General features: G+C 45.0%; 12 protein-coding genes and 2 pseudogenes. 10 read left to right on the top strand and 4 right to left on the bottom strand.

Annotated elements, in window-relative coordinates:
• From BLT07_RS21510 to BLT07_RS20145, 7 genes and pseudogenes are all read left to right on the top strand, one after another.
• On the top strand, positions 1 to 270 hold a 270-nt coding region (locus BLT07_RS21510; protein WP_245726625.1), incomplete at its 5' end, for a transposase.
• Between the two features lie 321 nt (positions 271 to 591).
• Positions 592 to 861: pseudogene (locus tag BLT07_RS21820) on the top strand (hypothetical protein); the annotation flags it as partial.
• Positions 862 to 897: 36 nt separating this feature from the next.
• Positions 898 to 1,099, top strand: a pseudogene (locus tag BLT07_RS21815) (transposase zinc-binding domain-containing protein); the annotation flags it as partial.
• A 548-nt stretch (positions 1,100 to 1,647) separates the two neighbouring features.
• Positions 1,648 to 1,869 (top strand): hypothetical protein, encoded by a 222-nt coding sequence (locus BLT07_RS20160; RefSeq protein ID WP_091874346.1) that lies wholly within the window; start codon positions 1,648 to 1,650, stop codon positions 1,867 to 1,869.
• A gap of 262 nt (positions 1,870 to 2,131) precedes the next feature.
• The gene (locus tag BLT07_RS20155; RefSeq protein ID WP_091874344.1) at positions 2,132 to 2,881 is read left to right on the top strand and encodes an acetyltransferase; all 750 of its coding nucleotides are present in this window, start codon (positions 2,132 to 2,134) and stop codon (positions 2,879 to 2,881) included.
• 128 nt (positions 2,882 to 3,009) lie between these two features.
• Positions 3,010 to 4,530 (top strand): fibronectin type III domain-containing protein, encoded by a 1,521-nt coding sequence (locus BLT07_RS20150; RefSeq protein ID WP_091874341.1) that lies wholly within the window; start codon positions 3,010 to 3,012, stop codon positions 4,528 to 4,530.
• Between the two features lie 39 nt (positions 4,531 to 4,569).
• Positions 4,570 to 5,931 (top strand): tyrosinase family protein, encoded by a 1,362-nt coding sequence (locus BLT07_RS20145; RefSeq protein WP_091874339.1) that lies wholly within the window; start codon positions 4,570 to 4,572, stop codon positions 5,929 to 5,931.
• A 390-nt stretch (positions 5,932 to 6,321) separates the two neighbouring features.
• Here BLT07_RS20145 and BLT07_RS20140 read toward each other — a convergent pair whose 3' ends face one another.
• Positions 6,322 to 7,656, bottom strand: a complete 1,335-nt coding sequence (locus BLT07_RS20140; RefSeq protein ID WP_091874336.1) for a phenylacetate--CoA ligase family protein — start codon at positions 7,654 to 7,656, stop codon at positions 6,322 to 6,324.
• Positions 7,657 to 7,981: 325 nt separating this feature from the next.
• Here BLT07_RS20140 and BLT07_RS21155 point away from each other — a divergent pair, with 325 nt between their 5' ends.
• From BLT07_RS21155 to BLT07_RS20125, 3 genes are read left to right on the top strand one after another with little or no spacing between them, the layout of a single operon-like run.
• A complete protein-coding gene (locus BLT07_RS21155; protein WP_175455396.1) occupies positions 7,982 to 8,329 on the top strand; it encodes a hypothetical protein in 348 nt (115 codons plus the stop codon).
• On the top strand, positions 8,257 to 8,784 hold the full coding sequence (locus tag BLT07_RS20130; RefSeq protein WP_175455395.1) for a DUF4372 domain-containing protein: 528 nt from the start codon (positions 8,257 to 8,259) through the stop codon (positions 8,782 to 8,784). The genes BLT07_RS21155 and BLT07_RS20130 overlap by 73 nt, the downstream gene beginning before the upstream one ends.
• A 9-nt stretch (positions 8,785 to 8,793) precedes the next feature.
• Complete coding sequence (locus BLT07_RS20125) at positions 8,794 to 9,093, top strand: transposase (RefSeq protein ID WP_262503289.1); 300 nt, start codon at positions 8,794 to 8,796, stop codon at positions 9,091 to 9,093.
• 442 nt (positions 9,094 to 9,535) lie between these two features.
• Here the strand turns inward: BLT07_RS20125 and BLT07_RS20120 are convergent, their stop codons facing one another.
• The 3 genes from BLT07_RS20120 to BLT07_RS21505 all read right to left on the bottom strand — a co-directional run.
• Positions 9,536 to 10,474 carry a S41 family peptidase gene (locus tag BLT07_RS20120; protein WP_091874327.1) on the bottom strand — a complete coding sequence of 313 codons (939 nt, stop codon included), beginning with the start codon at positions 10,472 to 10,474 and terminating at the stop codon, positions 9,536 to 9,538.
• Positions 10,475 to 10,522: 48 nt separating this feature from the next.
• Entirely contained in the window at positions 10,523 to 12,847 is a 2,325-nt protein-coding gene (locus BLT07_RS20115; RefSeq protein WP_091874324.1) for a S41 family peptidase, read from the bottom strand.
• A 313-nt stretch (positions 12,848 to 13,160) separates the two neighbouring features.
• On the bottom strand, positions 13,161 to 13,430 hold a 270-nt coding region (locus BLT07_RS21505; RefSeq protein WP_245726625.1), incomplete at its 5' end, for a transposase.

Raw genomic sequence — 13,430 nt, 5'->3', positions numbered from 1 at the left:
AAAAAGCTGAGGCAAAGTACGGTGGAGCCCGTGTTCGGCAGCCTGACACAGTTCTACGGCCTACGGAAAATAGGCGTACTGGGCAAGGCCGGTGCGCACAAGGTCATGCTCATGGCCGCGATCGCCTTCAACCTTAAAAAGTACCTCAAGAAAGGGGGAGGGAAACCCTCTATTCGCATTTTAAAGACCATAATGGAGGCATTCCAAGGCTACCTGACAACCCATTACCGGCAAATCCGACCAAGACCGGTTCTCCTAAGGGCTCTGTAAAACAGCCGCCTTGGATCAATCTCTTTTACGTAGACCACTTCTGCAACGGCCACGTTCGTTTATGGGACAATTTAAAAATTGACAATATGAGGTAGATTGAGCTGGATTGTACGTGTCTTCGAGCTCAGTTCTTTATTACTTTCAGTTTTTTTTTGCCCAATCTTATCAGACCGAATTAGGGTGTACTTGCTCGGATGCTTACCTATAGAACGCCCGAAGAAACTTCCCATAGTGCTAAGCGGAGAAGAAATAAGACTACTAGTAAAAATCACACCTTCTAATGTGGCTTTGGCTAGCCCCCTAAGGGGGTGACTATAGCAAGTGCTTTCAAACCATCAAGTTTGCCTTCTTACTCAAAACAGAACGCAACAGGGTCAAGGAGTACGCAATATAGGCAAAGCCGTTAGGACATTACCACCTGCAAAGCAGGTGGATTTTCAAGGCGAATTAAAAACATCCAGGCTACATAAGCACCGCTTACTATTGGCGCTGCTTTATGGTTGTGGCCTTCGCAACCTGCATATCAAAGATGTGGACATGGATAGTAAACAGCTCCATATCCGCCGGGGCAAAGGTCGTAAAGACCGCTATGTTCCCCTGTGGGATCTGCTTATTCGTGGTAAACGGATCTCCCTAAGCTTCAATAGCTGCCGTAATCGGCAATGTCCACAAGGTCAAGAACACAAGCACAAAGCATCGGTACGGGCGCGCGAGTCGGAACTGCTAAATGTGCCTTATTTTCACGTAGTATTTACCCCCTCCGTACATGCTGAACCAATTGTGCCAATATGCTCCAAAAGATTTGTCCGATATTTTATTTAAGACAGCATAGGGCGTTCCGTACTACAGGCTTTTGAAGCCTATCCAAAGTTTCGTCGGTTGATATTCATAAATATTGGTATGTGGTCGTTAACCATAAGCTATTCCTAAAATATGTAGGGCCTTACTTATTTTTTGGTATCCGCAGAAATAGCTAGAAAAAATTTTACTTCCGTAAACAAAGAAGCGTAGAGTAATCTCTCACCCATTCTAACAAAACTCCACGTCCATCATCGGCAAGTTTCTCCGATAGCCTGCTCCTCGGTATACTCTTCAGCGATTAAAATCACAAACTAATCGAATAAGATCTTGTATTCTATGAGTTTAGCAGAAGTCAAGTTAATTTTGTACTATCTATCGACCCCAGGTCAGTAGGTGTATTGAACCAAATCTCACATAACCTATGATGCAATTCTATTCCCGACGGAGTCCGCTCCCCTGTTTGATTCTAACCTTGATTTTCACAGCCTTTTCGTACGCACAAATTTCTAGTTCGAAAGGACTAAATGGTGTCAATATCGAAAATCCAACTTCATTAGTTTTGGTCCCAACCCCACAGTGTACGTTTCCCAGCAAGACCGTACCCATTTTGAATATACCGTTGAGCGTATCAATGCCGATACTGGAAAGGGCCCCTATACCGCTGCCGATACCAAGGTACTTTCAGTAATAAAGACTGGGGTGCCGAATTACAACGATGACGTTAATGGTTTCGAGGTCGCAGTTGAAGATCTCAGTAACATTTTTTCATTCAAATGTACCAAGGACCGAATGTTGTAGCGAGCATAGTCCAAGAATTTAAGGCGACCTGGGATTTTTGAATGTCACCGAAGTTGCGGCCGCCAACCTGGCATTTTCCGAAAGCCCCAATTTACCTATAGCGCATTCGGGTGAGAATTCTCCCATTACAGTCCCACTGCGGCCTAATTTGAAGGAAGATGTTGTACCTAAAAATTTGACATTTAAAAAGTTCAGTCGTTTTACTGTTCGAAGACTGCAAAATCATATATAATAATCGCCAAAGGGCATTAAAACTCATTGAATGAAAAACATTGTGATAATTGGGGCTTCAGGCCACGGGAGCGTGGTTCTGGACTGTATCGAAAAGGAAGGTAAATACAACGTGTTAGGATTCGTGGATTCCTTCAAGGAAAAAGGAACAAAACAAAACGGATACGAAATATTGGGAACCGAGAACGATCTTCTGTATTTGATGGAAATGTTCAATATATACGGCGGTATTGTTGCCATTGGTGACAATTGGACCAGAAAAAGCGTTGTGGATAGGATTTCTGAGATAGTTCCGAACTTTAATTTTATCACCTCTATTCATCCGAGTGCCATAATCGGCAAGGATGTGCAAATCGGAATGGGTACCATAATCATGCCCGGTGCCATTGTAAATGCCAATTCGGAAGTTAGGGGTTTCTGTATTCTAAACACCAATGCATCCCTTGGGCACGATGGGGTTATGGATGACTTTTCCAGTATGGCATCGGGCGTCCGTGCAGGGGGAAACTTTCACTTGGGAAAATATTCCGTGGTATGCATGGGGGTCATTATTATAGAAAATGTAAGAATCAAGGAGCAGACAGTAATTGGTGCCGGTTCCCTGGTCATAAAAGATGTCGGGGGATATGTGGTCGCCTATGGATCTCCGGCCCTTATCGTAAGAAAAAGGAAGGCCGGTGATAAGTACCTCAGCGGCAACAGGAACAAAACTTCCGTCTTGCCACTTATGGCCAATACCATAACAGATTGTCCCGCCAGACTCCAAGAACCATACCGTTAGGGGAACTGCAATCGGCTACTCCATCAATTTTAATCATCGATTAATAGTTACCCTCTTTTCACCCTTAAGATACCTATAAAACCTTGTTGCAAGGCAATACATTCTAACCATTTTGTAAAAGGAAGATTATGAAATCAGTACCATTATTACTTTTGATGTTATGCATGGCAAGTGCGAGGATGTGGGCACAAAATGCACATACCCATGCCAATGCAGCTTCTATTGAAAATGAGGCCAATACAGTAACAGGTTGGTCGGGCGGAGCCGTAATTTCTTCGGATGCCTCAGAGTCACAACTTGGAAGTTCTTCTATAAAAGCAGTTTCAACCGCTTCGAACGGTCGTACTTTGACGTATACCTACAATGCGCAGATCGGGGTGCAATATACCATTCGCATTTGGGCAAAAGAAGGGCCACAGGTTTCCAATCCCGCAGCTCCAGCTTTTGCCGTGTGGTCCGGAATGACCGGGTTTTCGACCACTTTGATCAATGGAACCGATTGGGCGGAGTATGTGTTCAATGTTACGGCTACCTCGACTTCTCCTCTGATAAGAATTTATACGAGCAACGCAGCCACAAGTTCTACGGCAGGCAATACCATCTACATCGATAACGTATCCATAATGGCAGTGGACTCCGAGCCGCCGAGCGCGGTCACGACCCTGGCGGCCACTGGCACGACCACCACCGGAACGCAGCTCTCCTGGTCGGCCTCCACCGACAATATCGGTGTCACCGGCTACCGAGTGTTTCGGAACGGGACGCAAATAGGGACTCCGGTGGGCACTGCCTATACGGTCACCGGTCTTACCCAGAGCACCTCATACGCATTCACAGTAAGTGCGGTCGACGCCGCGGGCAACGTATCCGCCGCCGGTAATACGGTCAACGTCACCACCCCACAGGGCACGGACTCCGTGCCGCCGAGCGCGGTCACGACGCTGGCGGCCACTGGCACGACCGCCACGGGAACGCAGCTCTCCTGGTCTGCCTCCACCGACAATATCGGTGTCACCGGCTACCGAGTGTTTCGGAACGGGACGCAAATAGGGACTCCGGTGGGCACTGCCTATACGGTCACCGGTCTTACCCAGAGCACCTCATACGCATTCACAGTAAGTGCGGTCGACGCCGCGGGCAACGTATCCGCCGCCGGTAATACGGTCAACGTCATCACCCAAGAATCTGGCGGAATAGTAGATTACACTTCCCAAAATGCAAATTTGGACTCGGTCGATTGGCAAGCCAGAAATGTATTCGCCGCCCAAACGATGGGTATAGGGACTACCGATACGCAAGGTTATGCATTGGCCGTCGCCGGAGATGTTGTGGCCGAGAGCGTCAAAATAGCATTACAGACGAATTGGCCCGATTTTGTGTTCGAAAAAGAGTATGCCCTGCCTTCCCTATATGAAGTGGAGAGGCATATAAGGGAAAAAGGCCATTTATCAGGTCTTCCCAGCGCAGATGAAGTCAAGGCGAACGGTATCGATCTAGGGGAAATGAATGCCCTGCTGTTACAGAAAATCGAGGAGCTGACCCTATATCTTATGCAACAGGACAAAAAAATAAGGCAACTTGAAAAGAAGGGCGAAAGGATCGGACCGGCTAAGAAAACCCTGGAACAAAGAAAAGAGGATAAGGAATAATTACTATAAAGTCGCTAGGCTAACCATACTTCTACTCCTATGAAATATTATGTGCTATACGTATTGACCTGTCTTGCATTTGGGACCAGCGCCCAAAGCATACGCAAGAATTATCAGGAAATGACGGTTGCGGAAAAAAGTGCGCTCGTCAATGCGTTCTACCAACTACGGACCGGACCGGACCTGATCAGTGACCTTGCCACTTTTCACAGTGACAATTTTAATTTTGGCAATTCGCCCCGACCGGACATTCATTTTAACCTGCCCGATGAGCCCCAACGCCAAATTTTCTTTGCGTGGCACAGAATGCAGATGTTAGAGATTGAACGGGCCATGCAGACCATAGACCCCCGTATAAGTATGCCGTGGTGGGACTCTTCGACGGACCAGTCCACGACATCGCCTTTATGGGCACCCGATTTTATGGGCCAGTTCGATAACGTGTGGGCGTTGAACAGGAACCTAGGGGGAAATGGTCCGCTGCCCAATGCTACAACTGTTACGGCAGTACAGAATTCCAGTGATTTCCTCATATATTCCAATGACATGGAAAGGGGGGCCACACACAGGGGCGCCCATGCCTGGATCGGTGGTGCCATGAGCACCCCACTTTCACCAAGGGATCCGGTATTCTATCTTCACCATACCTATATCGATAAACTCTGGGCAGAATGGGAAAGTGTACATCAGGGCGAATCATCCTTTACTATCACTTCCATGTTGCGATATGACGGCACGTATGTTTTTGACGGTACAACCCTCCCCTCGACAGACCCGGATGATCTAGTGTCCAGCAATGCCCTGGGCGTTTTCTATGCCGAGAACCGATTGGCCGAAATGTATGGGTACACCGTAAGTAATGCCCATAGCCCGGTGGAAAATTTTTATTATCAATATGCAATAGAAGCGGGCAATGGTTTTATGGTACCATCCGGTGCCAACTGTAAAATAGAATCAATCAATGGGATCATGCTTGTTCCCGGTTTTGAAGCGGCCGCCGGTGCCCTTTTTGTGGGCACGATTGATACCGACAACCAGGTTCTCCCCCAAGCACTATCCTTAAGTGCTAAAAATACAATTAGGCAGGATCTATTTGGATACGATAAGGCGATTTTGGATGGCAATGCCTTTAATCCGAAGGAATTTGTTGCCAACGACATGACCATAACCTATTCTCCCAATCCGTTTACGGATGTCATCGGAGTGCAAATGGATCGGAGCGTCCGCGCTTCGACGGTAGTGATCTATAACCTATCGGGAAGGATCGTAGCGTCGAGATCCTTTAAAAATAAGGCCCATCTAGAAGTGGATAATTTGACCGATTTGCAGATAGGGCTTTATATTATAGAAGTTATTGCCAACGGAGAAACGGTTCTGAGAGGAAAGGTGATCAAGGGATAACGTGAAGTAGGTGGGCAAAACCATGCGGTTTTTTCTTTTGTCCCTATAACCTGCCCAAAAACGATTCATGGTTCATATCAAGGGTTTCAAAGTTCTTGTCTACTATAAATTGGACCGGTACCATATCGCAATACACGACCGGTCTAATTTGATGCCGCGCCTGTTCCCGTGACGATATTTTAAGTGTTTATGACTTTTCTTTGAGGGAACAATGAAATGGGGGGATCCTGAGTTTTAAATAAGCTGTAAAAGAACCGATTGGCGCATTGAACGGCAGGGGAAAACAATGATTTCCTGCAAGCCGAAGAATTTTAAATCCTTTGGCAAAATTTTCAAGGGCCTTGTTTCCATAGAACAATTCGCATTGATAATCGTTCTATTTTCCAATTTTTACGCCTGCGATCGGCTTAGTTCCTGACCCATGCCCCCATGTAATTTATTGATTACAAATTTTCGTTTGCCCGAGGAAAGCAAGGGAATATCGTCTACGAACTCCAATTGGATTTCCGCGTCGGAGCCCAAATGTATTTTGAATTCCATCTTGATCGCCTCTCCGCTATGGAACTCCGGCGATACGTTCAATTTGATCAAATACATTTTTTCACGCTCCTGTATAAACTGGTACTGTTCAATGTGTGGATATTTTAGGATATGATAAACCACATAGGGCGACAACATTTTGCCTTCGGTATCGAAGACCATATCCATTTTTCGCCCTTCTACCCTGTTAAGTACGGGATATTCGATTCCATTTTCGGTGTATTGACCCATCTGGCCTATATCACCGGTGTCATATCGGATCATGGGCATGCAGTAGTTGTACAGATCAGTAATTACTATTCGCCCCCGATCTCCAGGTTTGGCAGGCTTGTCGGTATCCATTTCCAGTATCTCAACAAAATAACTGGCCCAGTTGATATAAAATTCGGTCCCCCCGAAGGACTGCTGTGCCAAAATCCCATTTTCAACGTTGGAATATCGCGAAACCACGGGAACGCCCCAAAACTCCTCTATACTTTTTCGGGTATGCTGGTTTAGCGTCTCGGACATGGCGATTATGGACTTGATTCCCTTAATGTGTGGTGCCTTGTCCGTACTTTCCAAAAAGCGTTTAATTTCATCCAAGGCCGAAGCATAGCACAGAATTCCCTTTGGAGACCTATCTTCTGACATGGCACCAAGAAGATGTTCTATGTCTTTCGGGGATAAACGGGATACCGGATGCATATGCACGTTTTTTCTCCAGACCATCCAAGGTTTCGATGTGTTGTATCGGTCCCAATGCCTGATGTAGTATAATTTATTGCCTATCTCAAAACCGGCTTTTCGGTTAAAATAGGTAACGTCGGCCGAATGCCGGTCCCTTTTGTTCTTGTCGTGGAAAACCCTAAATGGCGTTCCGGTAGAGCCGCTGGTGTAGACCTGATAATTGGTTTCGTCCTTGATTACCGAAGACCCAAAATTATCGTATTGATCACGGATACTGTTCTTGTTTATTACGGGAAAGTCTTCAATGGAACCAAATTCGGCAAACTGTCGATAGAATGGTGTAGTGTTTACAGCGTGGTTCAAAAGTTTGCGCAGACTTTCGGCCCTTCTGTTCCTTGATTCGACCGAGGAAAAATTTTCTATAATGTTTTGAATATCCCTATAATGGGCCTTGACCTTGCTTCCTCTCAAAACATCCAAAGACCAAAACAAGCATTTTCTGAAATTTTGTAACATTTCCGCGGTTGATTTCATTTATTAATACTGGACTTCATCGGGGGGGGGGTAAAAAGTCGCTGACACCAATTGGAATCCAACGTTCGGTATCTTGGAATCACCCTGCGTTTATAAGTAGCAACCCAACCAGAAGAAACCCCCTGATTTTGCATAAATGTGGGGTTTTGGCGCAGGCATGATATTCTTTTCTTTATAAAACGCAGTATTCACATTCTTAGTACATGACAATATGCAAACAGGTGAAAATCAGATATTCATATTCTAAAATAACAGGATAAAGCTTTAATTTTAAGTAACTTATAAGAATAATCCATTCATTTTTCTAATGGGGAAAACAAATGCTTGTGTTAAAAATAACGGACTGGCTGCAATACCCGACATACATTTCGGGGGCAAGTTGAACCCCGCGCGGGTCAAGCTGATCGCCAAATTTGTCCCTGCGCTCTGCAGGGCACGCAGCGTCTGCATCACGAAACTGGCCCACGTCTTCGATCTCAAGGCTGCCCCGGAGTCCTGCGACAGCCGCATCCAGCGTTTCATCGCCGCTTTAGCCCTGGACGGCGACCTTGTCGCAAGACCCAAATTAGCCCTGTTCCCGGAGTGGGAAAGGCTCGTGCTTGCCTTTTATACGGTCCGAGAATCTTTTTCGCTGAATGGGCCTTCGGCCAACTGACCCATTGGGAAAGCCTCTCCGACACGGTAATGTGCATCGGTGCCAATACCAAAAAACTGTACCATCTCGGTATCGGCAGGGCAATGAGCAAATCGACCCTCAACCGGGCGAACAAAAAACAGGACTGGCGGATCTATCGTGACCTTGCGCTTTCGCTCATATCCAGGGCGAAGGAACTTTATAAGGGGGACAGCCAGCTCGAGGTCGGTATAAAGGATAACGTCTTCATCATCGACTCCTCGACCATCGGCCTTTGTTTGAGCCTTTATCCCTGGTCGAAGTTCCGCAAGGCCAAGGCCGCGGTAAAGATGCACACGAAAATGGACGCGAAGAACTCGATCCCCGATTTCATACATATCGGACGGCAGGATGCACGATGTCAACGTACTCGACATGATCGTCTTCCTGGCCAGTGCCTTTTATGTAAGGACAGGGGCTACCTCGACTTCGAATGACTTTACCGGATACACAGGTGCGGCGCATATTTTTTGATCAGGGCAAAGAAGAACATGAAATTCGAGCGGGCGTATTCCGCAAAGGTCGACAAGGCGAAGGGACTGAAATGTGACCAGACCATCAGACTTGCCGGGTTCTATTCGTCCAAGGACTACCCGGAAAAGCTGAGGCGTATAAAGTACCATGACAGTGAAACGGGCAGGACATTGGTCTTTTTGACCAACAATTTCGAGCTCAAGGCCATGGAAGTGGCCATGCTCTATAAGCACCGATGGTTCATCGAGACCTTCTTCAAGTGGATAAAATAGCACCTGAAGATAAAATCCTTCTGGGGAACGACCAGAAATGCGGTCAAGACCCAGATATGGATAGCCATCACCGTATACGTGACCATCATGATCCTGAAAAAGGAACTCAAGATTGAGCAGTCGATCTACGAAATCCTACAGGTTTTGAGCATCGACATATTTGATAAAGAGCCTATATATCAGCTATTTAGCAAAACCAATCTACAAAGTTTCAAAGAACGTGATTATAACCAACTGAAAATGTTTGACATATAACGCTACGCTAATAATTTTTAATATATATCTGTGTCCCATAAAACGGCCGATCAATGGTCCTTTCCGAAAAGGAAGTGAAAGCACCGAGAAAGGTTCATATTACGGGACTGCTCTTAAGATTATAAAAACATGGTTTTCTTAAAATTTAGTCAACCAAAAATAGGTTCTCCAAATTATATAGGCCAAATTACTCTTCTTTTTTATTTAACAAAGCGACGGCCTGATCGACTGGATTCTGTGAGAATATATCGGGAGTAATTTGACCTCCGTATATTATCTTTTTTCTATCTGCAAAAATAGCTGTGGTGAGTACTATTCGCGCACCATCCGATAAATCATAAATTGTGTTTCCTGTCGTGACGCCATATGAAAATTCACCGATAAGCTTTGTATTGGGGAAATCTTTGAACATTATGGCGATCGCCTCGCCAGAGCTGGCAGTATTTCGACTGATTAAAACTGCAATCTTTGGGTTTTTATTTCTCAAATAATATGAATTACTGATTTCCAACATTTTTTCATCCCCTTCATAAACCGCATCATGAGAAAAGTTCCATTCCAAAAATTTATTTTCCGGACTTACAAAATATCCCGAAACGCCTTCCTTCAAAATTGGCGCCAGGCCCAGGTACATTGGCCACATGTTACCTCCCCAGTTGCTCGTCAAATCGATAATCCAGTTATTCACGTTGGGGTCGTCAAGCTTTCTAATGGTGGACTGTATCTTTATTGCGAATTTTTTTGTTAAACTTTCGTTCCCTAAGAACCCCGGGATTTTTATATAGGCCGTTTCAGAAGAAATTATCCTGGATTCAATTTCCGGTAATGTTTTCTTTTCATCGTATATCCCGGCGAGTTTTTCGGGAGAGTGAAAAAAACTATGATGAGTGCCCAATTTCTCCAACGCTTGTTCTATGATCGGATAGACTTCTTCTAGAGTCTTTTTGGATTCCAACTGCTTAAAGCTGTCATTCCTGAGTTCTTTCCAATCTATTGAATTCTTATGAATCGAATTGTTCTGCATTATTTCCAAACTCGTAATAAGATATTCTTTAGGGGTCGGTTCACTACAGCAAATGAACAGAAGAATAAAAAGGATAGAAATAATTGGTTTGAAATTAATCATATTCTTAAGTCGATCTCAACTTTTATTTAATAGTGAAACAGGGGATTCCTATTGATTGGCAAGTTCTATCGCCTTTTCTAGAAATTCGTCCCTTCCCTCTTTTGTCCCTTCAATCGTCTTGTGGACAAGGACATCAGGGATAAAGCCGACTCCGAACAATTGTGAACCGTCTTGTTTGGTGACCTTCATACCGGTCCAAACTATTTGATATCCCCCGGGCAGTTCGAACGGATTGATGTTCCCATTGGTGCCCGCTGTTGGTTCCCCGATTATTGTAGCCAGATCATAACCTTGAACATATCCCATATAACTCTCGGCATAGCTTATTGCCGACCCTTGAACGAGAAATATAATTCGCTTATTCCCTAAATAGGGCTGTCTGGCGGGCAAATGCCAACTGCCGTCCTCATAACCGATCAAATGTTCCTGATCGGGATAAACATTCTTCGGAATCTGCATCCATGATGTCGTAGTGTCATTTTCCTTGAGCAAATAGCACAGAAATCCTTGATTTCCATTGGGATAAAATCTCAAATCGCATATAATGGATTTCGCCTTTTCCAATTCCGGCAATGAACTGTCAATGGAGTCCATGGAAATCTTATTGATGTTTAGATAAACGACACTATCGTTTATCCTTTTAAAATCCGGGTTTGATATAGCGGTCGAGTTAGGATAACTGTCCCTGACAAGCGGAATCTTTTCATCGTTTACGGTTATGATCATTTCGGTATCCCTTTCTCCCAATAGACCCATGGATTCGGCCTTGTGATTCAAATATCCCGTTGTGCCGGCCGAAACCCGGGAATCTACCTCCTTAAAATAGTCCTTGGAGGTCATGCCGTCAATCTGTTCTACCACATCTCCCTTGCTCAACGGAATTTTTGGATCTTGGACATTGGTTATAACAAGTTTGCCCTCCATCCACTCCCAGGTAATACCGGGCGAGAAAAAGTTTCTATATCCCTTATAGCTAACGGTTATATGTCCATCCTCTAGGGGAGCCGTAAATTTCTGTATTGTAATAAGGTGATCCTTGCCGGTCTTGTCCGTTAAGGACCTGGTCAGAGCTTTTTCCAATTCTTGGTCCCAATCCACATCGACAACTTCCATATATGGGAAAAAATGTTGGAACACATTGTACGTATTGATGACGTTGCCCAATCTAACTGATTCGTCACCGGGATCATAGCGAATATTGGGTTCAGTATCCCAACTAACGTTCGGGGATCCCTTGTGCTGTTCCTCGGCCCCAATTTTCAAATGGTTCATTAAGTTGGATAATCGTAAAGAATCCACCCTAGGGAACGTCCCGTTTTCTCCGGAATAGAGGACTAGAGGGATTTGACAATAAATAGATCCTGTAACGGGTTTTTCAATTAATTCCCCAAATTGGGGGGCGTAATCAAAAATGGGCTGCCCCCTTTCCACTTCATCTAACCCGGTGTAACGCATTAGCACACATTTTTTCCCTTGGTAACCGTCGGAAGATAATATGGAAAAAGAATAGCCGAGGCCGTCATAGTACCATTTATAGGGTTCTTCCGATCCTGTCAAGGCCCCGGATTCGAAATCCCTGTTCGCCACCGGTATCTCTATCCAGTTATTATCGTGCTGATAAGAAAGATTCACCTTATCGAAAAACAGGGAATCTTTACCTTGAAGGGTCGCTCCAATGGTAACCGAAGTGGCCAGCGTATCCACGGTCGTTATAATTTCGTACCGTTTCCATTGATCATCGACGACCGGTTCAGATTTCAGGTCCGAAGTGCCATCGGATCTATCCACGACCAGCCTAAGATATCCCTTTTCGGGAATATTGTCACCGAACTTCGCCCAGGCCGAGTATTTGATTTTTTTGCCCCTATATTCAGTCGGATCGATACTGAACATGAGCTTACTTGGCTTTTGGGAATAATCATGTTCTATTGTCCCGTTCACTCGAACACTCCGGTAAGGATTTTGGGGGTAAAAATCGGATTGCATGCCCTTGCTTACCCCCGAATGTTGCCAAAACGCAGGTTTGTAGCCCTCTATATTTTTGGGGGTAATGATCGCCAGATCGTATTTCGAAGCGGTCAGATCCCGAGTAAACCTTATGGATGGCGCAATGGGAAGGAATAACGAATTCAAGGCCTCCACAAGTTCATCGTCGGATTTACATTCCTTTATCCGGTCCGCGCCATAAATGGAAAATGCCTTCCAATCCAATGCGGCGGCTTCGTCACTGGGATGGAAATATTTTACGTATCCGTAGACTTTGGCAAAGGCCTTAAGGTTATCGATTTTTCTCTGGTCGATATCCGATTCGGTATTTGTTGAACAGCATATAACCAACAGGAATAAAATAAATGGAAGATTTTTTATCATCATTTATATTTTACCGTTAACGAAGTGTTTTTAGCATTGATCAGGCTAACGAACGAAACAAATATAATTGATTATTTGGTTTAAACTAAAACTTTAGTTCTTTTTGTTGACATTGGTCACCAATGATATGTTATAAATCCATATAAGGAGAAATCAATTTAAAGATTATCCAAATGGCGGTAATCGACCGTCTCATGTTTAGTTTTTGAAAAAAGATCGTGTAAATATCGGCTACGAAACGGTAGTAGTGCCGAAAAACGTTCGTGGCCGTTGCAGAAGTGGTCTACGTAAAAGAGATTGATCCAAGGCGGCTGTTTTACAGAGCCCTTAGGAGAACCGGTCTTGGTCGGATTTGCCGGTAATGGGTTGTCAGGTAGCCTTGGAATGCCTCCATTATGGTCTTTAAAATGCGAATAGAGGGTTTCCCTCCCCCTTTCTTGAGGTACTTTTTAAGGTTGAAGGCGATCGCGGCCATGAGCATGACCTTGTGCGCACCGGCCTTGCCCAGTACGCCTATTTTCCGTAGGCCGTAGAACTGTGTCAGGCTGCCGAACACGGGCTCCACCGTACTTTGCCTCAGCTTTTT

The sequence above is a fragment of the Pricia antarctica genome (assembly GCF_900101815.1).
GTDB classification, from domain to species: Bacteria; Bacteroidota; Bacteroidia; order Flavobacteriales; family Flavobacteriaceae; genus Pricia; species Pricia antarctica.
The sequence above is the reverse complement of the archived record's forward strand: the minus strand, read 5'-3'. Positions and strand labels throughout refer to the sequence as shown.

Excerpts from the sequence above, each read along its gene's own strand:
- BLT07_RS20120 (WP_091874327.1), bottom strand. The coding sequence starts at position 10,474 with ATGATTAATTTCAAACCAATTATTTCTATCCTTTTTATTCTTCTGTTC.
- BLT07_RS20145 (WP_091874339.1), top strand. The coding sequence starts at position 4,570 with ATGAAATATTATGTGCTATACGTATTGACCTGTCTTGCATTTGGGACC.
- BLT07_RS20140 (WP_091874336.1), bottom strand. The coding sequence starts at position 7,656 with ATGTTACAAAATTTCAGAAAATGCTTGTTTTGGTCTTTGGATGTTTTG.
- BLT07_RS20155 (WP_091874344.1), top strand. The coding sequence starts at position 2,132 with ATGAAAAACATTGTGATAATTGGGGCTTCAGGCCACGGGAGCGTGGTT.
- BLT07_RS21155 (WP_175455396.1), top strand. The coding sequence starts at position 7,982 with ATGGGGAAAACAAATGCTTGTGTTAAAAATAACGGACTGGCTGCAATA.
- BLT07_RS20150 (WP_091874341.1), top strand. The coding sequence starts at position 3,010 with ATGAAATCAGTACCATTATTACTTTTGATGTTATGCATGGCAAGTGCG.
- BLT07_RS20115 (WP_091874324.1), bottom strand. The coding sequence starts at position 12,847 with ATGATGATAAAAAATCTTCCATTTATTTTATTCCTGTTGGTTATATGC.